The sequence below is a fragment of the Desulfobotulus mexicanus genome (genome assembly GCF_006175995.1).
GTDB classification, from domain to species: Bacteria; Desulfobacterota; Desulfobacteria; order Desulfobacterales; family ASO4-4; genus Desulfobotulus; species Desulfobotulus mexicanus.
In genome coordinates this window covers 1-16,936 of record NZ_VDMB01000001.1, presented here as the reverse complement: position 1 = coordinate 16,936, position 16,936 = coordinate 1, and the positions used below count along the sequence as shown (strand labels likewise).

General features: G+C 49.8%; 16 protein-coding genes and 1 pseudogene. 11 read left to right on the top strand and 6 right to left on the bottom strand.

Translation table 11 applies throughout. From position 1 onward, the window contains the following. Positions 1–4 precede the first annotated feature (4 nt). Entirely contained in the window at positions 5–490 is a 486-nt protein-coding gene (locus FIM25_RS00080; RefSeq protein ID WP_139444907.1) for a tRNA (cytidine(34)-2'-O)-methyltransferase, read from the bottom strand. Between the two features lie 165 nt (positions 491–655). Here FIM25_RS00080 and FIM25_RS00075 point away from each other — a divergent pair, with 165 nt between their 5' ends. The 7 genes from FIM25_RS00075 to FIM25_RS00045 all read left to right on the top strand — a co-directional run bounded on the left by FIM25_RS00075 (position 656) and on the right by FIM25_RS00045 (position 8,138). Continuing rightward, positions 656–1,495, top strand: a complete 840-nt coding sequence (locus FIM25_RS00075; RefSeq protein ID WP_139444904.1) for an amidohydrolase family protein — start codon at positions 656–658, stop codon at positions 1,493–1,495. A 178-nt stretch (positions 1,496–1,673) separates the two neighbouring features. Further along, positions 1,674–2,609 carry a hydroxymethylbilane synthase gene (gene hemC / locus FIM25_RS00070; protein ID WP_139444902.1) on the top strand — a complete coding sequence of 312 codons (936 nt, stop codon included), beginning with the start codon at positions 1,674–1,676 and terminating at the stop codon, positions 2,607–2,609. Positions 2,610–3,090: 481 nt separating this feature from the next. Continuing rightward, positions 3,091–4,548, top strand: coding sequence for an aspartate kinase (locus tag FIM25_RS00065; protein WP_139444900.1), 1,458 nt, complete (start codon positions 3,091–3,093; stop codon positions 4,546–4,548). Between the two features lie 11 nt (positions 4,549–4,559). Continuing rightward, the gene (locus FIM25_RS00060; RefSeq protein WP_139444898.1) at positions 4,560–5,420 is read left to right on the top strand and encodes a YitT family protein; all 861 of its coding nucleotides are present in this window, start codon (positions 4,560–4,562) and stop codon (positions 5,418–5,420) included. 188 nt (positions 5,421–5,608) lie between these two features. Beyond that, positions 5,609–6,106: a diaminobutyrate acetyltransferase gene (gene ectA / locus FIM25_RS00055; protein ID WP_139444897.1), complete on the top strand. Its 498-nt coding sequence runs from the start codon at positions 5,609–5,611 to the stop codon at positions 6,104–6,106. Positions 6,107–6,255: 149 nt separating this feature from the next. Continuing rightward, positions 6,256–7,515, top strand: coding sequence for a diaminobutyrate--2-oxoglutarate transaminase (gene ectB, locus FIM25_RS00050; protein WP_139444895.1), 1,260 nt, complete (start codon positions 6,256–6,258; stop codon positions 7,513–7,515). Positions 7,516–7,730: 215 nt separating this feature from the next. Beyond that, positions 7,731–8,138 (top strand): ectoine synthase, encoded by a 408-nt coding sequence (locus FIM25_RS00045; protein ID WP_139444893.1) that lies wholly within the window; start codon positions 7,731–7,733, stop codon positions 8,136–8,138. On the opposite strand, the gene FIM25_RS00040 is transcribed toward FIM25_RS00045, so the two are convergent. Beyond that, on the bottom strand, positions 8,056–9,039 hold the full coding sequence (locus FIM25_RS00040) for a hypothetical protein (RefSeq protein WP_139444892.1): 984 nt from the start codon (positions 9,037–9,039) through the stop codon (positions 8,056–8,058). The two genes, FIM25_RS00045 and FIM25_RS00040, sit on opposite strands and share 83 nt — an antisense overlap. 144 nt (positions 9,040–9,183) lie before the next feature. On the opposite strand from FIM25_RS00040, the gene FIM25_RS00035 reads away from it, so the two are divergent. The 3 genes from FIM25_RS00035 to FIM25_RS00025 all read left to right on the top strand — a co-directional run bounded on the left by FIM25_RS00035 (position 9,184) and on the right by FIM25_RS00025 (position 13,342). After that, positions 9,184–9,759 (top strand): ATPase, encoded by a 576-nt coding sequence (locus FIM25_RS00035; RefSeq protein WP_139444890.1) that lies wholly within the window; start codon positions 9,184–9,186, stop codon positions 9,757–9,759. Continuing rightward, on the top strand, positions 9,756–9,989 hold the full coding sequence (locus tag FIM25_RS00030; RefSeq protein WP_139444888.1) for a hypothetical protein: 234 nt from the start codon (positions 9,756–9,758) through the stop codon (positions 9,987–9,989). Before FIM25_RS00035 ends, FIM25_RS00030 begins: the two co-directional genes overlap by 4 nt. A gap of 248 nt (positions 9,990–10,237) precedes the next feature. Further along, positions 10,238–13,342: a hypothetical protein gene (locus tag FIM25_RS00025; RefSeq protein WP_139444886.1), complete on the top strand. Its 3,105-nt coding sequence runs from the start codon at positions 10,238–10,240 to the stop codon at positions 13,340–13,342. 114 nt (positions 13,343–13,456) lie between these two features. Here FIM25_RS00025 and FIM25_RS00020 read toward each other — a convergent pair whose 3' ends face one another. The 4 genes from FIM25_RS00020 to FIM25_RS00005 all read right to left on the bottom strand — a co-directional run bounded on the left by FIM25_RS00020 (position 13,457) and on the right by FIM25_RS00005 (position 16,613). Beyond that, on the bottom strand, positions 13,457–14,503 hold the full coding sequence (locus tag FIM25_RS00020; RefSeq protein ID WP_139444884.1) for a vitamin K epoxide reductase family protein: 1,047 nt from the start codon (positions 14,501–14,503) through the stop codon (positions 13,457–13,459). Further along, complete coding sequence (locus tag FIM25_RS00015) at positions 14,500–14,910, bottom strand: thioredoxin family protein (RefSeq protein WP_139444882.1); 411 nt, start codon at positions 14,908–14,910, stop codon at positions 14,500–14,502. The genes FIM25_RS00020 and FIM25_RS00015 overlap by 4 nt, the downstream gene beginning before the upstream one ends. Positions 14,911–15,122: 212 nt before the next feature. Further along, the gene (gene arsB / locus FIM25_RS00010) at positions 15,123–16,190 is read right to left on the bottom strand and encodes an ACR3 family arsenite efflux transporter (protein ID WP_139444880.1); all 1,068 of its coding nucleotides are present in this window, start codon (positions 16,188–16,190) and stop codon (positions 15,123–15,125) included. Between the two features lie 66 nt (positions 16,191–16,256). Further along, complete coding sequence (locus FIM25_RS00005) at positions 16,257–16,613, bottom strand: ArsR/SmtB family transcription factor (protein WP_139444878.1); 357 nt, start codon at positions 16,611–16,613, stop codon at positions 16,257–16,259. Between the two features lie 136 nt (positions 16,614–16,749). Between FIM25_RS00005 and FIM25_RS17255 the strand changes: the two are divergent. Then, positions 16,750–16,936, top strand: a pseudogene (locus FIM25_RS17255) (IS701 family transposase); the annotation flags it as partial.

Sequence of the window (16,936 nt, the reverse complement as noted above, 5' to 3'; positions counted from 1 at the left end):
TCCCCTACCATCCATGCCCCGGATCCCTTCCCTTCAGACTCTCAAAAAGACCGATTCCAACGGCCGTGGAAAGATTCAGGGAACGGATGCTGTCATGGATGGGAATATGCACATGCTGCCCCGTAAAGGAAGCCAGAATTTCCGGTGGAAGTCCTTTGGATTCAGAACCGAACACAAGAATCATCCGGTCCAGAGGAGTGATCTCCCTGAATGTCCGGCTGGCGGTTTTAGTAAAGAAAAGAAGTTCTTCCTCAGCGGGTTTCATAAAATCCATAAAAGAGGCAAAATCAGGCCACACCTTTAAAGAAACCCTTGGCCAGTAATCAAGGCCCGCCCGCTTTACCTCTTTTGCGTCTAAGGAGAATCCCAAAGGCTCCACCAGATGCAGTGTGGCCCCCACTCCCAGACAGGTCCGGCCCACACAGCCCGTATTCCATGGAATTTCCGGATGAACCAGTACAATATGACGTTCTGAGCTGACCCTCTTCATTTTCTATACCTGTTTTTTCTTTCCTGAACTGCCTGTAATTTTTTAGACTCAGATCGGCCTCACCTAAAGATCATGGAAATAAAAATCCCTTTAGGTCATACTTGAGATCCGGTACCCGAACACTTACCAACGGCACCCTTTAATCAGAAAACCCGGAAAAAATCCATGCGCATCGACTGCCACACCCATATTTTTCCTGAAATAGTTCAGAAAAACCGCAAAGAGTTTCTGGATGACCAAAGCTTTGCCCTGCTGTATGAAAATCCAGCATCCAGCATTCAGGGTCCAGAGGCCCTCCTTGCATCCATGGATGCAAACTCCATACAGATCTCCCTTGCCTGCGGATTCCCCTGGCGCAGCAGACAGCGCCTTAAGCAGCACAACAATTTTCTCATGGAAACCAGCCGCAGATATGAGGGTCGCATCCTTGCCCTCTGCTGTGTCAACCCGGAAGATTCATGGGCCGCAGATGAAACAGAACGCTGCCTTCGGGCCGGTGCCTTGGGCATCGGCGAGCTGGCATGCTATCACAGGGATTTTGATAAAGATCTTCTGGAAAAACTCAGCCCCATCATGGAGCTGTGCAGAGAGTTTCAGGCCCCCATCCTCATACACACCAACGATCCCATAGGCCACAGCTATCCGGGAAAAGCTCCCATTTCCCTTGAAGGCATTGAAAAGCTCCTGCTCCGTTTTCCCGAAAACCGCATGATTCTTGCCCACGGCGGCGGAGGATATCCCTTTTACAATCTTATGAAAAAAGGAATCAACGGAAAAAAAGACCTTGTTGCCTATGACACGGCAGCCTTTCCCTATCTCTATAAAAATGACGCCTATTCCTTTTTACTCAAGAGATCCGAAAATCCTCTCCTTTTCGGCTCAGACTGGCCCCTCCTGTCGCCTGCCCGCTACTTCAGGGACATGGAAGAAGCAGGCCTTTCCACAGAAGAGATCCTGAACCTCTGCGGAAAAAATGCAGCCCGCTTTCTCTGGCCCCACACTTAGCCTCGTCAGCCAAAAGCATAAAAACCTGTGGAAAATAAAGGATGCTTTTGATTTAGCGCTTATTTCTGTTATAGAGCCATGGTATCCGGCATGTATTTTTACCATAACCGGAAGAAAGCACCCATTAAAAACAAATATCTGGCAATCCGTTCAAATACAGATTCCCCAAGGAGTTCCGATGTCCCCCATTCGCATAGGCACCCGAAAAAGCAAGCTGGCCCTCTGGCAGGCAGAATACGTTGCTGATCTTCTACAGAAAGCTGGCATGGATACCGAGCTTATCCCTCTGGAAACCAAAGGTGACAAAATACTTGATGTCTCCATTGCCAAAATAGGTTCCAAGGGTGTGTTTACCGAAGAAATCGAAGCTGCCCTGGCCTCCGGCGAAATGGACATTGCCGTACACAGCGCCAAGGATATGCAGTCCGTTCTTCCCGAAGGCTTTGAGCTTATTGCCTTCACAGAGCGGGAATATCCCGGTGATGTCCTTGTAAGCCGGAAAAAAGATGCCAGCCTCAGCAATACAGAGATCCCCCTGACCGTGGGAACATCATCGGTGCGGCGGGTGGCCCTGTTAAAACATCACTTCCCCCATATAAAGGTTGTGGATATGAGGGGCAATCTGCAGACCCGCATCCGCAAAATGGACGAAGGTCAGTGTGATGCCCTTATCCTCGCCTTCGCCGGTGTCCACCGCATGGGCTATGATGAGCTGATAGCAGAAAAACTCCCCTTAACCCTTTTCATTCCTCCCGTAGGTCAGGGATGTATTGCCATTGAAGCCTTTACCCACCTTGATCCTGAGCGCAGAAAGAAAATACGCACAGCCCTCAACCACCTTCCCACGGAAACACGCCTTCTGGCAGAACGGGCCTTTCTGCGACGTCTCGAAGGGGGATGCAGCATTCCAGCCTTTGCCTTTGCCGAGCTTGAAGGAGACAGTCTCTGTATTTCTGCCGGTATCATTGATCCCATGGGAGAAAAGCTTATTCACAGAAAGCTTGAAGGCGAAAACAAAAATGCCGAAAAAATGGGCCACAGCCTTGCGGGTGAAATCCTTTCAGCAGGGGGCAGAAGCATTCTGGATGAAATTCACAGACAAAAGAATATCTGATTATCCTCATCTTTCAGCCATGAGCATAGGCACCCATAAAGGTGCCTATGCAAAATAATAGCCTAAAAAGACTTAACGGGTACAGACCTTGTGCCTGCCCGCGTTCAGATTTCAGCCCATAGCCCGATGGCAAGCGAGCCAGAAAACAAAGGAAAAGCAAGGCCAGCAATCACAAAAAGCACCGCAACATACATTGCATCCTTTAAATACTACCCCCGGAAAAGCTCCCTTGTCACGTCATTATTTTGACGTTTTCCTTGACAAGCTCCCCTCACGCGGCTAATCTTTTTAAGATGTTACCCTGACAGCCGTATCAAATATTTATCTGGAAAAAATGACATGGAATAAGCAAGGCACATGATCAGGCATCCAGCCGGATACCGACCCACCCGGCCACAGGCTTCCCATAAAAATTCCAGAACAAAAATAGGGATCTCTTCAGGCAAAAAGAGAATCTTTCAGGAAACGCAAAGGAATAGCAATGAAAACAAAGCATACCGTTGAAAAAATAGGGGGCACATCCATGTCCCGTTTCAGCGATGTCCTGCAGAACATCATCCTTGGTCAGCGCAACCCCGAAGACCTTTACAATCGCATTTTTGTGGTCTCTGCCTATGGTGGTATCACCGATCTGCTGCTGGAACAGAAAAAAAGCAGAGAACCCGGCGTTTACGGCCTTTTTGCCAATGACGATGCTTCCTGGGCATGGGGAGATTCCCTCAACCGTGTTGCGGAACGTATGATTGCCATCAATGCAGAACTGGCCCCTCTGGGACTGGATCTCATGACCGCAGACCGATTTGTGCGCGAACGCATTGAAGGTGCTCGCAGCTGCCTGCTGGATCTCACAAGGCTCTGCTCCTTCGGACATTTCCAGCTGGAAGAACACCTCATGACAGTCCGGGAAATGCTCAGCGCCGTAGGAGAAGCCCACAGCGCCTTTAACACGGTTCAGATCCTCCAGAACTACGGCATCAACGCCCGGCTTGTGGATCTTTCCGGATGGATGGAAGAATGCGCCCTGCCCATTGATGAAAAAATCCAGTCTGTTTTCGCAGAAATTGATGTGGCCCAGGAAATGCCCATTGTCACAGGATACACCCGGTGCAAAGAAGGCCTCATGGCCACCTTTGACCGGGGCTATTCAGAAATCACCTTCAGCAAAGTTGCCTGCATTACGGGCGCCAGCGAAGCCATCATCCACAAGGAATTCCATTTAAGCTCAGGAGACCCCAAACTCATGGGTCCGGAAAATGTGGCACCCATGGGCCGCACCAACTATGATGTGGCAGATCAGCTCTCCGATCTGGGCATGGAAGCCATACATCCACAGGCGGCCAAAGGCCTGCGACAGGCAGGTATTCCCATCCGTGTCAAAAACACCTTTGAACCGGAACATCCGGGTACGGTTATAGACGGCGGATACAAAAGCAAGAAACCCTGCGTGGAAATCATTGCCGGCAGGGAAAACGTTCTGGCCATAGAAGTTTTTGACCAGGACAGGGTAGGCTATTACGACAGAGAGGCGACGGTCTGTGATGTTTTCCGAAGATTCAAAATGCGGTCCATTGGCAGAAACCTGAACGCCAACACCATCATTCATTATGTGGACAGCTCTTTAAAAAGGGCCAACCGGCTCACGGAAGCACTGGAAGAAACTTTTCCCGGAGCAGAGGTCACCATACGCAAAGTGGCCCTAATTGCCGCCATCGGCAGCAATATGAAGGTCCCAGGATTTCTCGCAAAGGCAACAGCGGCGCTGCATGAAGCAGGCGTCAATATTCTTGCACTGCAACAATCCATGAGACAGGTTGACATGCAGTTCATAGTAGCGGAAGAAGACTATGCAAGGGCTGCCAAAGCCCTCCACAAACGTCTTGTGGAGGACGAAGCCCACAAAGAAAACGCAACAACCGGGGCCGATGCCATGGCCTCATAAGTGGAGCCTGCATGTTCTTCAAACGCGACGTCAGCTACACCGTATGGTGGAATCTTATTCTCATAACCTTCGGTGCCATAATGTACGCCATCGCCATCAAAGGCATTGCCACACCCCATGCCTTTGTACCCGGCGGTCTTTTTGGACTGGCATCTCTGACCTACTACCTTACCGGCCTCCTTGAACCGGGCATCATCTTTCTTGTGCTCAACATCCCCCTAATGATTGTAGGGGGAATGCTTCTCAGCAGACGATTTGTCCTCTACACCATCTGGGCCATCCTTGTGACCACAGCGGCCTTTGCCCTTTACCCTTACACCATACCCATTGAAGATCAGCTCTATGCGGCCATAAGCTGTGGTGTCATATCCGGCATGGGTGCGGGCATAGTTCTTCGCTCCCTGGGTTCCAACGGCGGCCTGGACATTGTTGCCCTGCTATTGCTGCAACGCTACAATATCGGGCTTGGCAAATCCTATTTCGCCTTCAATCTCATTTTATATTTTATAAGCTTCATCGCCTTTGACACCGACCTTGTCATAGCATCCATTATTATGGTTTTTGTGGCCTCCGCCACCATGGAATACAGCCTTTCCATGTTCAACCAGCGCAAGGTTGTTTTCATTATATCCAACGAAGCCGACACCATTGCCCGCAGGGTCATTGATGAGCTGGGCATGAGCTCCACCCTCATCCCTGCGGTTGGTGCCTATCTCCGTACGGAACGCCAGGTGCTCATGACCGTCATCAACAACGTACAGCTTAAAAAACTGGAAGAAATCGTTTTTACGGAAGATGAAAACTCCCTGTTCATAGTGGAAAATACATTCTCTGTAATGGGAGCCTCCTTTTCCAAACGAAAGGTCTACTGAAACTCCGCAAACAGTCAAAAACTTGACAGACAAATCATAGCATGCTATGGTTTGTCTGTTTTTATCTAAACACGTCAGCCATAGAATCTGCTTTTCCCAAAGGGAGCAGAGACACTTTACTTTTATACAATCAAACCCAAGGAGGAAAAGAGCCTCAGAATCTGCGCTCTGATCAAACGAGGCCGATGATGAAACCCGACAGCACCCCCTATACATTCCGCCATCCCGAAGCAAACGACGGAGGAACCCTCTGGCAGATGGTCAAAGAAACACCGGCGCTGGATCTGAACTCCGCCTATTACTATATATACTTCGGCCATGCCTTCTCCAAAACATCCCTTATCACAGAAAAAAACGGGCACCCCGCCGGTTTTATTACAGGACTGACACCACCCGATGACCCGGACTGCCTTTTTATCTGGCAGGTCTGCGTGGCTGCATCCTGCAGGGGAGAGGGACTGGGCCTTGCCATGCTCAGTGAGCTGACCCGGAGGGTAAATCCCATTCGGGTGGAAGCAACGGTAACTCCGTCCAACAGGGCTTCCATTGCTCTTTTTACGGCACTGGCCAGACAGTATGGCGCACCATGGATTTTTGAAGATGAAATATTTCCGGCTTCCTGCTTTGGAAAGGCTTCCCATGAGCCGGAAATTTTGTTTCGCATTGGCCCCCTCACACCGGAATGAAAGAGCTTTTTCCAAAAAACCATATAAAAAAAGTCACAAATCAAGAGGGACTGCCATTAATCCTGAAATTTGAATTTTTCAGGATGCCGATCCAGACCCTGACATATGAATAAAAAATTCTTCCACAATAATTAAAACAGGAGAACAAAATGAGAATATTTGAAGCCCTCGAATCCCAGGTCCGCGGATATATCCGTTCATTTCCCACCATCTTTGCCACCTCAAAGGGTGCCATTCTCACAGATGAGAACGGGAAAAACTACATTGACTTTTTTGCCGGCGCCGGAACCCTTAATTACGGACACAACAACGAAAAAATTTCCAAAGCCATGATTGAATATATTCAGTCCGACGGTATTATCCATGGTCTGGACATGGCCACTACAGCCAAGCGGAGTTTTCTGGAGAAATTTTCATCCACCATTCTGGAGCCCCGCAATATGGATTATAAAATCCAGTTCACCGGCCCCACGGGTACCAATGCCGTGGAAAGCGCCCTGAAACTGGCCAGAACCGTAAAGGGACGCTCCAATGTGGTTTCCTTCACCAATGGTTACCATGGTCTTTCCATGGGTGCCCTTGCCGTAACGGGCAACACCTTCTACAGAGACGAGGCCCACATCAGCCGGTCCAACGTCAGCTTCATGCCCTTTGAAAACTATTTCGGCGACAGCGTGGATTCTCTGGCCTGCCTGAGGAAAATGATTGAAGATACAAGCTCAGGCCTTGACCTGCCCGCTGCCGTCATCGTTGAAACCATACAGGCCGAGGGTGGCATCAACGTGGCTTCCGCAGAATGGCTGAAGGGGCTTTCCGATCTCTGCCGTGAATTTGATATTCTTCTCATCATTGATGATATTCAGGTGGGTAACGGCCGGACAGGCAGCTTCTTCAGTTTCGAGTTCGCCGACATCAAGCCGGACATCATCACCCTGTCCAAGGCCATCGGCGGCGGTCTTCCCATGGCCATTGTTCTGATGCGGCCAGATCTCGACCAGTGGAAACCCGGTGAACATACAGGAACCTTCCGCGGCAACAACCTGGCCTTTGTGGCCTGCACCGAAGCCCTGTCCTACTGGGATAACAACGCCTTAAGCGAGTCCATACAGTACAAGGGCAATCTCATGTATGAAGGTCTTGATGTCATCCGGACCAGTTGGCCGGAGCTTGAAGCGAACATCCGCGGCAGGGGTATGATCTGGGGACTTGAAATACCTGAGCGCGGCATTGCAAGGGCGATTTCCCAGAAATGCTTTGAAAAGGGCCTTGTCATGGAGCTGGCGGGTGCCGAAAAGCAGGTTCTCAAGCTGCTGCCGCCCCTGCTTATCGAAGAAGAGCTTCTCAAGGAAGGTCTGGCCATCATTGCAGAGAGTGTCAAGGATGTTCTCAAAGAAAGAGAAATTGCTTAAAGAACCGTAAATGTTCAGCACAATTTTCAACTACCATATCTGCCAGACAGATACACAGGCACCCAAGCTATTTGCCCGTGACGCAATCCGAAACGATTGCAATGTCACTTGCAAATAGCCAGGGTACCTTGCCGCAGTACGATGATGCTGCAATTACAACACTGAATTTTCTGAATAAACAGTGCTGAGTGATTACAAAGAAGCAGGAGAGATTTATGATTGTTCGTACCTTAAAGGAAATCACAGGAACGGAGCGGGATAAAAAGGCTGCCAACGGCAACTGGGTCAGCCGCCGTTTTCTTCTGGCAAAAGATGGCATGGATTTTTCTTTCCATGAAACCACCATCTTTGCCGGTACGGAAACCCGTATCTGGTACAAAAACCATCTGGAAGCCGTCTATTGTGTTGGTGGCAAAGGTGAGCTGGAAAGACTGGACACCGGAGAAATCATCCCCATATCCGATGGCACCATGTATGCCCTTAACGGACATGAGCCCCATCTTTTAAGGGCTTCTGAAGATATGCGCCTTGTCTGTGTTTTCAACCCTGCCCTGGTGGGCACCGAAGATCACAACAAGGATGGAGTATACGCAACACCGGAAGAGGAAACTGGCAAAGGCTGATTCCAGCGGCAGTCAGACTGTGGGCACCGTAACTGCCCTCCCCGGAAACAAGGCCCTCCACATCCCCAAGACGCCGGAAACGCACCAGCTCCAGAGGCTCTCTGGTAAATACGGCAATGTAGGTGTCCAACTGGGCCACGCCCTGCTCAAGGATGGCGTTGGTGAAAAAATCCCAGGCCTGTTCCGGCACCCTGAGACTGCCCGGCCCTGCGGCAAGGTTGTCTTCCATCACACTGACCCTGCCGTCGGGATAGAGATTGAAAAGGGAAAACCATCCGGAAGATGGCAGACCGTCCATGCGGAAAACCACCTGCTCTCCGTGTCGCAGACGGTTGGAAAGGCGTTTTCCCGAAGGGGCTTCCATGAAAAGCCTGCTTCTACCCGAACCATATACGGAAAAATCAAATAGTCCCCTTACTTCCGCAAGGGGTAAAGACTCCCTGCAAAGGCTTAGAATCCATAGCCCATCCTTTCTCTCCAAAGAAAGGGGCAGCACCCTCTCCCCTTCCCCATGGGGGGATGAAAGAAGACTTATCAAACGCACGGCAAGGGGACCCGATGTCAGGGCTTTCAGCCCGTCAAAGCAAAGATGGGCTGGCATGGAAAGACCCTCAGAAATCCAGATGGATCTCATGCGTCCGGCAAGAATATCCGCATCGGGCCTTATATCCACCTCCATGGCCACATAGTGTATCCCATTAAGCAGGGCATGGTGGGTACGCCTTGCCCGCTGCATCTGTCTTCCATTCTTGAGATGCACCTCTGCGGCCACACGCCTTGACACACTGTCTCCCTGCTGCGTGATCCTTGTACTGATTTCAGAGGATTCCTGCACCTGCATTTCCCTTGAAATGGCAGACAGACAACTCCGCTGCTGTGATTCGACCATCTTTGTTGGCATCCGCAGGCCCACCTTTTTCAACTGGCATATTTTTATTCCCGTACATTTTCATTCCCGCCCCAAGCTTGTTCTGCTATGTTTTTTTCACGGGGAAAGCGCCCCTTAAACAATAGAAAAAAACCAGAGGAAAGGAATCATGAGACAATGAAGCCTGTCTGCTGGATCATCGCCGGACCCAATGGGGCAGGGAAGACCACCTTTGCCATGGAATACCTGCCCCGGATGGCAGGATGCACACACTTTGTGAATGCGGATCTCATTGCTGCGGGACTCTCTCCCCTTGCACCGGAGCGGGAACTGCTGACCGCAAGCAGGATTTTTTTGAAAGAGATTGAGGCCCGTATCCAAAAAAGTGAGGATTTTGCCTTTGAAACCACCCTCGCAGGGCGCACCTATCTGGCTCTGGTGGATCGTTTGCGGCAGGAGGGCTGGCTGATTAAATTGATTTATCTGGCCTTACCAGATGTTGAGATATCAAAATTACGGGTTTCCGAACGGGTCGCCCATGGCGGGCATCCCATTCCCTTGAAAGACATTGAGCGGCGTTTCCCCCGGAGCCTGCGTCTCCTGCTGCTTGATTACAGTTACCGGGTTGATACATGCAACTGCTTTATGAACATAGGGGACAGCCCTGTTCTTATATTTGAACAATGCGGCAGCAGTCGCACCGTAAATCATGGAGACTTTTATCACCTTCTCATCCGGGAGGCCGGACTATGAATATAAAGCAGGAAAACAAGCCGTCCCTTGAAGCCCAGCAACAGCTGGAAGCCCTGCGGACGGCCGTGGGAAAAGCCCTGGAAAAAAAACGACGGCTGGGCCAGTATGCGGTTTTCTGGGAAAATGGCAGGCCGGTTCTAGTGGGCGAAGATGCGCCCCAAACAGAGGAAGAGGAGAAAAACAGGGGCTGCGCCCCATCATTTTCACCTTATCAGCTCCCTGATTTCTGAAATTCAACTTATGGATAAAAATGAGCCCGGAGGGAAAGGGAACGCTTGCTGAATAATTACCGGTTTTTTATTTAATGACCTTCTCCTGTCCTTTTTCTTTACAAAGACCCAAAAATACCGACAGACAAATGCAGCAGAAACGGCCATAAAACAGGAAAATCCTTCAGGCATGTTTATTGCTATTTCAGGTCTGTTGGCACATATCTTCTACTGTCAGGCACCAGTCCTTTTTTTATCCGGGAAATCTTATGGGAAAAAACTTCGAAAAACTCATGTTTGATGAGGCAGATTATCACCTGCTGGAAATCATCAGAGACATCCGGACCCGCCAGAAAAAGCAGAAACATCTGCGCCAGCGTGTCGGGCCCTACCTGCATCCCAGAGGCATCAAGGAAATGGCTGCGCCAAGGGAGCTTCGCATGGCCTATGCCATTGCCCATCTTCTGGACAGTCTGGATGAGGGAAGGGTGGAAGACCGGCTGACAGCCCTGCAATCCCTTGTGGATGAAGTTATGAATTCCAGCGAGGGTAACCTGCGTAAAAATACGGCCAGGGTTCTTCTCCAGCTGATGAAGGAACTGATCCGATGTGATGAAAGGGATACCCGCCGTCAGCTGGCCCTTGCCCATGATTTCAGAAGGGCTGCCGGGGGCAGACCCAGGGTAATCCGCAAACTCCTCAGCCACTATCATCTCCTTGAAATGCCGGAAGAGTGGAATCAGGTCAGCTTTGACGACCATGTCCACGATGCCAACACCAAGGGCCGTAAAAACCCCTGTCATCTTATCATGGACGCCTGGATAAAAGGCATACGGGAAATCCGGGTTATTTATTACAACCACATCCCAGAACAGGCATTATCCGAACTCATGAACGCCGCAGCCATCATGGGTATTAAAGCTTCCATAGGCATTGAATACGAAGTTTTATTCCGGGGGCGCATGGTTTCCTTTATCTGGGCACCTGCGGGACTGGATACGGCAGAGGCCATGGCCAGACTTTTCAATCTGCCGGAGGTGGATGCCTTCATGGAAAAGGGCCGGGCCGTTTCCTCCCACAGGGCTGATCTGGTACTGAAAAAACTGAACCATTTCGACCGGGTCCATCGGCCTGCCATGGAAAAAGATCTGGCCATCAGCATACCCGAAACCAGCACGGATGATTTTCTGGCCATGGTGGGGCTGGGCCAACCCTCCACCCTTCACCTCTCCGCCTACCTCCACAGGCTTTTAAAAAGTGCCATATATGAGGCCTTTTCCGGGACTGAATCACCGCCGCAAGAACTCCCTCAAGCCAGTCCTCTCCCTCAAGGAGACAAAGGATCTTCCCCTCTCAACAAAGCACCTGAAACTCTGCGTCCGGCTTCCGGAGATACGGATATTGAATCTTCGGCAACAAGCCTCCTGGCAAAACGCAACGCAGCCCTTGAAAGGCTGACTCCGGAAATAATCGAAAAAGACTATCTTCTTCCTGAAATACAGCGATATCCTCAGCTTACTGAAAGCGAGCTGCCGGAACTCCTCACCCTTTCACCTGAAGTGCTTTGCGAAAAACTCTCCGACCTGCACCCCTCCTTCTCCCTGACCCTCAACCTCAAACATCTGAGGGTGGAAGATGTGGCGGAGCTGCTTTTTCTGGGCAGGGGCAGAATTACCCACCTTGAAATTTTCAATCTCAAAGATCAGGCCATGGGAAAAGCCCTGGCCTACAAAGAGATCAACGCATTCCAACTGGCACTGAATCAGGGCAACATCATCAGCCTGAAACGAATGCTCACGGACTGCCGTCAAAGGCTTCAGGAATGCGGGAACTCCTATGCCCTGAATCAGTCCGCAGCCCTGGAAAGCATCATCAGACAACTGGGCCGGATGGTTTCCCCCTACGCTCACCGCCCCCTGAAAACCCGGATCGGAACGGATTCAACGGGTAACTCCCCCCGTTTTTTCGGAATGGGACTGGTGCTCCGGGATACCCTGCCCTTCCGCAGCAGACACTATCTGCACAAAAAAATGGGTGTCCACCATCACAGACCTGGAATACGTATCCCTGTTCTGCCCCATATCACCTGGATACCCAAAAAGCCGCCCTTTCCAAAACTGGCCCCCCTGATGTACCGCCTTCGTTATGCAAAAATACTGCGGCCCTTCACCCACAGCAAACATCAGGACTATATAATCCGGAAAAGTGCAGTGCGTCTGGAACCAAGGGGCAATGTCATTACCCTGGGCGGTACCATGAGCAATGATCAGACAAAAAAAACATCCAGCAAAAACAAAAAAGAAATCTTCCGGTTTCATCCGCTGGCCTATCTCAACACCTCGCTCACCCAGTTTCTGAAGGTGGCCATCGGCTTTATTCCTGCTTTTTTAACCTTTGCCCTGACAAAGGACTGGTGGCTGCTGGCCTATTTCGGTGCCGTAATCTGGTTTGTTATTACGGGGCTGCGCAATATCCTGCAATCCGTGCTGGGCGGAGGCGGCATTCGCCGTTCCCCCCTTCTGAAGTGGCACGACCATGTCCGCTGGAGCCGTGTGGCAGACTCCCTTCTCTTTACAGGCTTTTCCGTTCCCCTGCTGGATTATGTGGTCAAAACCAGAATTCTTGACGAAACCCTTGCCATCACCACGTCCAGCAATCCCATTGCCCTTTATGCCTGCATGGGACTTGCAAACGGCATTTATATTTCCACCCATAATTTTTTCAGGGGGCTTCCCAGAGCGGCTGTGATCGCTAATTTTTTCAGAAGCCTTCTCGCCATTCCCGTCGCTGTCCTCTTTAATGGTATCTGCGGCCAGATCCTTGGCAGTATGGGCCACGGCACTCCGGACGAAGCACTGCAGAAATGGGCCGCCATCATATCCAAAACCGCATCGGATACCGTTGCAGGAATCATCGAAGGCATGGCGGACCGCTTCCACAACCTTGGGCTGAGGGCCCAGGACTACAGAAAAAAAATGAGGCAGGTCTTTGAAACCTGTATGGAGCTGGAACTGGCCTTTCCCGAATCCGACATTCTCACCCTGCTTTCAGAACCCGAAAGTCGCATTCTCCCGGAAAATCATCCCCACTCCGGACTCAGCACAAAGGTGATCATCAATGCCTTGGATTTTCTTTACTTTTTCATGTACCAGCCCAGAGCAGGTGTTGCCCTGAAAAAAAGACTTCAGCGCATGTCCGAGGAAGAACGCCGGATTTTTTATGCCTATCATCTGGTACTGAAAGAAGAAAAATACGTGAGTACACTACTGATAAACGGGCTTATCGGTAAAAACTTCGGGACTGGCCTTTCCTTTTATCTGGCAAACTACCGTCAGTATCTTCAGACCCTCAAGCATTGGATACCTGAAAACTGAACCATCACCCCGGCCCTCCCCAGAGGGATGCGGGGACAAAAGGTATCTTCATCAAAACCATCAGCCCTGATTTAAAACTCTTGTTTCGGGCACAAGACAGACAAAAAATCCCTTTCAGAACCCGCAGACGCCGCTGCCTGAAGGTGTCCCCGTGGAAGGACACAGAACCGTATCCCCGCTTGGCAGGCGGTTATGAAACCAGTCCGCAGTTCCTGCGGGACGGCCTCTGTCCGGCATAAGTGCACCCAGAATTTCTGCTATCTGATCCTGATTCCGGGCCGTCCAACCGGTAAAAAAGCGGACATCATCGTCACGCACGAGGCGGATCATCGGGGTCTGCAGCTGGCCTCCCTGAATCTCTGCCAGCTCTTTTTCATTCTGCATGATATAGCATTCCGCCATCTTTAAAGCCGCTGACGAAAGATCACCATAAATTCCCATGGCAACATTCTCGATGGCCATGCGCCTTGACTGAACATTCAGCCCCACATGCTTGATGCGTATGGATGCCTTAAGATTCTTTTCATAAAAAATACTGGAAAGGTAGGAAACCGCAGCCTCACAATAGGGGCAATCCGGAGAAACAAACACCTCTATGCGAAGGAGATCTGAACCGCTCTTTTTTTCCGTAAGGCATATGGGCAGGCCTTCAGCAAGGATTCTCTCAGGAAAAAAGGGTGGAAATAAAACCATATGAAGAACCAGCATAAAAACAAAGGCAGGGAATAATTTTAAAGGCAGCTCCCGAATAAGGACAGGAGGCTTCAGGAAAAAATCCTGGACCAGAGTCAGGGCATAAATCATAAAAACCATGGCTGCAAAAATAAGACAGGAGGAGCAGAATTCCCTGAAATAAAAAAACTGCAGCAGAATCAGATAAAGCTCTGCTCCCACCATGGCAGACACAATCAAAAAGCCTGCTTTATCAAAACCTCTGATCCGTAAAATCCAGAAAACAAGAAGCCCCATAAAACCCAGCAGGGAAAGGGGAATACCGTATAAGATACCGATGCTGGATTCGTGCAGGGAGCTGCAGGCTGTTTCACAGCCAATCAGATCGGAAGGAGACAGAAAGGACATTGAAAACAAATCATTGACCGCTATCCATGCACTGAAAAAAAGAGCAGTTACAAGCAGCAAATGAAAAATCTTTTTTATCATTTTTCTGCATCCAGATTTTTCAGCACTTCAATAAACTCATCCGGCGGAAGATAACCTGATTTACGGGAAATCTCCTCTCCTTCCGCTGAAAAAAAGATGCTTGTGGGTACAAGGGTGACGCCAAGGCTTTCAGCCTGCGCTCTGTTCAATGAAGCATGCACTTTTGTGCTGACAAAACCTGAGTTGAGCAGGCTGACCACTTCCGGGTCCTCCAGGGTATTTTTCCCCATTATCTGGCACGATGGGCAGGATGGCGTATAAAAATAATAATATATCTTTTTGCCTTCCGCAGCAGCCCTTTCCACGGCCTGATCCTTTGACAGCCAGACAATACCTTCCCCGGCAAGGGTCGCTGAAGCAGTCCAAAACAGTAAAATAGAAACAATCATCATGCGAAAGATCTGCATACAAAGCCTCCAAGGGTTTATGGTTTACAGAATCTGCTTTCTACACACCCGGACCACATTAAAGAAAGAGCTGCCTCAGGTAAAGAACAGATTAAAAAAGGATACAGAGCTTCTCGTCTGCACCCTTTGTAAAATCTGCTTATCTCTTTTATTCTGCCATGCCTTTAATGTGTCTGCCCTCTATCTCCATGGGCAAAAAGCCATTAACAGCATCAGGCAATGGGTGCCTTTTCAGGCTCAGACGGGAAAAAGGCCTTGGTCCTGAGGCAGAAACGCACCAGAGCCAGCATGATGGGCACTTCAATTAAAAGCCCCACAACGGCAGCCAGGGCAGCGCCGGAGGTAACACCAAACATGGTGATTGCTACGGCAATGGCCACCTCAAAATGATTGGAGGCACCGATCATGGAAGTGGGCGCTGCGTCTTCATAGGAAATCCCCAGAAAACGGCAGACCACATAACCAAGGCCAAAAATGGCAAAGGTCTGAATAATAAGGGGAATGGCAATCATCACAATAACAAGGGGAGAGCGCAGAATGACATCGCCCTGCAGAATGAAAAGGGAAACAAGAGTTGCCAGCAGAGCAATAATGGAAACCTTTCCCCATTTGGCCACATAAACCGTATCAAACCACTCTTTTCCTTTTTTATGAATCAGATATCGCCTGGAAAGCCAGCCCGCCACAAGGGGAACGCCCACATAAAAACCAACGGTGAGACTCAGTGTGATAAAGGGAATGGGCAGAGCCACGCCAAGCAGCACACTTCCCAGAGGAGCATAAAGAACCAGCATGGTAAGGGAGTTGATGGCTACCATGACAAGGGTCAGGCCCATGTTGGCCTTCGACAGATAGCTCCAGACAAAAACCATGGCAGTACAGGGCGCAATACCTAAGAGCACCATGCCTGCAAAATATTCACTGGCCATGTCTTCGGGTATAAAAGGGGCCCAGATAAAAAACATGAAGATCCAGGCAAAAAAAGTCATGGTAAAGGGCTTGATTCCCCAGTTAATCACAAGGGTTGTCAGCACAGGCCGCGGTGTTTTCAAGGCCTGGGCAACCTGAGGAAAATCAATCTGAATCATGATGGGATAAATCATCAAAAAGAGCAGAAGCCCTATGGGAAGGTTCACCTGCTCTATGGACATGGCATTGATAACCTTGGCCATTCCCGGAAAAAGAAAACCAATCAGGATGCCTGCCACCATGCACAGGGCAACCCAGAGAGTAAGATACCTTTCAAAAAAACCCAGCGGTCTGCTGTCTTTGGCTGTCATGGGCTTCTCCTTTTAACGCAGCATTTTTTAAAGTTTTGTTTTCAGCATAAATAGTAATCCTCAAAACTACAGACAACATCCTTCTTCACATTCCATTTTTTCCAGAACACAGCTTCGGATAAACTCCCGGTCTGCACGAATCACTTCATTTTCCGGCATATGCAGCTGCATCCATGAGAGGATGGTGTCGGTCTTTAAATTGCCGGTGCAAAGGGTGTAATGGGTCCATTTTCCACATTTTCTGGATTCCACAAGACCGGCCTGCCGGAGCAGACCCATGTGGCGGGATACCGTTGCACCTGTCACACCCAGCATTTCCGTCAGGTGACAGGCGCAGAGATGGGGCCTTTCCGTCAGGGCCATGAGAACCCGAAGCCGATTAGCATCGGAAAGGGCCTTGGTAATAGCCAGCAGCTTTTCCATAGCTCCTCCACACTTTCATACTTAGCCAACAGGCTAAACGTAACAGCCATCTTCTGTTCTGCCAAGGATTTTTTTCATTCATTTTAGGAGTTACGCAGTTGATGTTTTTACCGGTTCCATTTAAGGTTTAAAGATTATGAATCCACCAAAATTTTCTGAATATGATTACATGGCTTTTTTGACAGCAAGTCCCAAAATTTTTACCTGCACAGAGGTTGAGAGAGTTTTACAGGAGCAAAAAAATGCTCCTGCGCATGATTCCATCAATCGACTTCTTCACAGGCTTACGCCTTCAGCATCGGCTCTTCGTAATGAAGCAATTC

Excerpts from the sequence above, each read along its gene's own strand:
- FIM25_RS00045 (WP_139444893.1), top strand. The coding sequence starts at position 7,731 with ATGATTGTTCGTACCTTAAAGGAAATCACAGGAACGGAGCGGGATAAA.
- FIM25_RS00035 (WP_139444890.1), top strand. The coding sequence starts at position 9,184 with ATGAAGCCTGTCTGCTGGATCATCGCCGGACCCAATGGGGCAGGGAAG.
- FIM25_RS00015 (WP_139444882.1), bottom strand. The coding sequence starts at position 14,910 with ATGCAGATCTTTCGCATGATGATTGTTTCTATTTTACTGTTTTGGACT.
- FIM25_RS00060 (WP_139444898.1), top strand. The coding sequence starts at position 4,560 with ATGTTCTTCAAACGCGACGTCAGCTACACCGTATGGTGGAATCTTATT.
- FIM25_RS00075 (WP_139444904.1), top strand. The coding sequence starts at position 656 with ATGCGCATCGACTGCCACACCCATATTTTTCCTGAAATAGTTCAGAAA.
- ectA (WP_139444897.1), top strand. The coding sequence starts at position 5,609 with ATGAAACCCGACAGCACCCCCTATACATTCCGCCATCCCGAAGCAAAC.
- FIM25_RS00005 (WP_139444878.1), bottom strand. The coding sequence starts at position 16,613 with ATGGAAAAGCTGCTGGCTATTACCAAGGCCCTTTCCGATGCTAATCGG.
- FIM25_RS00030 (WP_139444888.1), top strand. The coding sequence starts at position 9,756 with ATGAATATAAAGCAGGAAAACAAGCCGTCCCTTGAAGCCCAGCAACAG.
- arsB (WP_139444880.1), bottom strand. The coding sequence starts at position 16,190 with ATGACAGCCAAAGACAGCAGACCGCTGGGTTTTTTTGAAAGGTATCTT.
- FIM25_RS00080 (WP_139444907.1), bottom strand. The coding sequence starts at position 490 with ATGAAGAGGGTCAGCTCAGAACGTCATATTGTACTGGTTCATCCGGAA.
- ectB (WP_139444895.1), top strand. The coding sequence starts at position 6,256 with ATGAGAATATTTGAAGCCCTCGAATCCCAGGTCCGCGGATATATCCGT.
- FIM25_RS00065 (WP_139444900.1), top strand. The coding sequence starts at position 3,091 with ATGAAAACAAAGCATACCGTTGAAAAAATAGGGGGCACATCCATGTCC.
- FIM25_RS00040 (WP_139444892.1), bottom strand. The coding sequence starts at position 9,039 with ATGCCAACAAAGATGGTCGAATCACAGCAGCGGAGTTGTCTGTCTGCC.
- hemC (WP_139444902.1), top strand. The coding sequence starts at position 1,674 with ATGTCCCCCATTCGCATAGGCACCCGAAAAAGCAAGCTGGCCCTCTGG.
- FIM25_RS00025 (WP_139444886.1), top strand. The coding sequence starts at position 10,238 with ATGGGAAAAAACTTCGAAAAACTCATGTTTGATGAGGCAGATTATCAC.
- FIM25_RS00020 (WP_139444884.1), bottom strand. The coding sequence starts at position 14,503 with ATGATAAAAAAGATTTTTCATTTGCTGCTTGTAACTGCTCTTTTTTTC.